Source organism: Streptomyces sp. WELS2 (genome assembly GCF_013870595.1).
Taxonomy (GTDB): domain Bacteria; phylum Actinomycetota; class Actinomycetes; order Streptomycetales; family Streptomycetaceae; genus Streptomyces.
On record NZ_JACBWZ010001248.1, the window covers coordinates 1 to 1,345 of the forward strand.

The 1,345-nt window shown below is 72.3% G+C and carries 2 protein-coding genes; one reads left to right on the forward strand and one right to left on the reverse strand.

What is annotated here, in order from left to right:
- Positions 1 to 176: 176 nt before the first annotated feature.
- On the reverse strand, positions 177 to 365 hold the full coding sequence (locus tag H5J33_RS35425) for a DUF5703 family protein (protein WP_043407302.1): 189 nt from the start codon (positions 363 to 365) through the stop codon (positions 177 to 179).
- A gap of 47 nt (positions 366 to 412) precedes the next feature.
- Between H5J33_RS35425 and H5J33_RS35430 the strand changes: the two genes are divergently transcribed.
- Positions 413 to 1,105: a hypothetical protein gene (locus H5J33_RS35430; RefSeq protein ID WP_181798743.1), complete on the forward strand. Its 693-nt coding sequence runs from the start codon at positions 413 to 415 to the stop codon at positions 1,103 to 1,105.
- Positions 1,106 to 1,345: the final 240 nt, after the last annotated feature.

Here is a 1,345-nt window from a genome sequence, read left to right on the forward strand (position 1 = left end):
CGGTGCGGGCGCGCTGCTCGCCGGTACGGTCCTCTACCGCAAGGCCCGGGCCGCCAGGTGAGCGGACACCGGTGACCGGGACCCGGTGACCGCATGGCGGCGAGCGGAGAACGGAGCGGGCCCTGCCATGCCGGCGGGGCCCGCTCCGTACGTGCCGCCCGGCCCCGTGGCCGGGCTCACCATGTGGCCCGCACCTGGCGGATGATCCGCCGGCGCAGCCGCACCTTGCGACTGCCGTCGCGCAGCAGACTCAGTCGGTCCAACTCCCAGTGTCCGTACTCGGCATGGTCCGTCAGCAGACGCGTCGCCTCCTTGCGGGAGACCCCGCGAGGTACGTACACGTCGACAAATTCGTATTCCGGCATCGCATCTATTGTGCGGGCTGGTGCCCGGTACGGATAGCGTCTGCACTATGTCTGATGCTGCGCAGCCCACCGCTGCCGAGGTACGCGCCGCCGCCGAGGCGGTCAAGACCGCGCTCGACCGTCATCTGGCTGCGATCGAACGCAGGTCGGGAGAGGACGACCCGGCCGTCTCCGAGGCGTTCAACCAGCTGGCCGCAGCCGCCGAGGCCTACGACGAGCTGCTCTACGACCGCTACGACGAGGTCACGCCCTTCGAGATCCCCGGCGCCGAGGACACGCTGCCGCCGTACGCCGGGCCCGGGGAACCCCATGCGGTCAGTGTGCTGATCCGACGCGACTACACCGTGGCGGAACCCCAGCGTCTGCTCGCCCAGGCCCAGCGGGTCGAGGCGGCGGAGTACGACGACGGCGGGGACGAGGACGAGGCCGCCGGCAGCGTCCCCGGCGCGCTGGGGATCCTGTTCGGCGAGTTCGAACCGGACGAGATCGCCTCCCGGCACAAGGAGTTCGGCCTGGAGGAGGGCGACTCCACGCTCTGGGTGACGGCGGCGGAGGAACCACCCGAGGCCGGGGAGTGGCTCTCGGCGCCGTTCGAGCACATCGAGCCGCAAGCCGTGGTGTGCCGCTTCGACGTGAGCGCCGTCTTCGACGACGACGCCTCCGACGACGAGGACGAGGACGAGCTGGACTTCGCCGAGGACGACGAGGAGGAGCTGGAGCCGCTCGACGCCGACAAGTGAGGCGGATCCGGCGGTGCCGTGCGGGCCGGGCCCGGGACGGCACCGCCGGGTGCCCGCTCTCCCCTCGCCACGGCGTGGAGGAGGGCGGGTCAGCTCGCCGGCACCTGCGTGCGCAGCAGGGTCCCCAGGCGGGTGGTGCGGGGCTTGGCCGGGACCTCCGCGACCGCCCTGGGCAGGGCCTGCTCCACGCCGTGCACCACGGACAGATGCCGTTCCGCCCGGCCGAACGCCGTGTACACC

Coding starts and splice junctions, on each gene's coding strand:
- H5J33_RS35430 (WP_181798743.1), top strand. CDS start 413: ATGTCTGATGCTGCGCAGCCCACCGCTGCCGAGGTACGCGCCGCCGCC.
- H5J33_RS35425 (WP_043407302.1), bottom strand. CDS start 365: ATGCCGGAATACGAATTTGTCGACGTGTACGTACCTCGCGGGGTCTCC.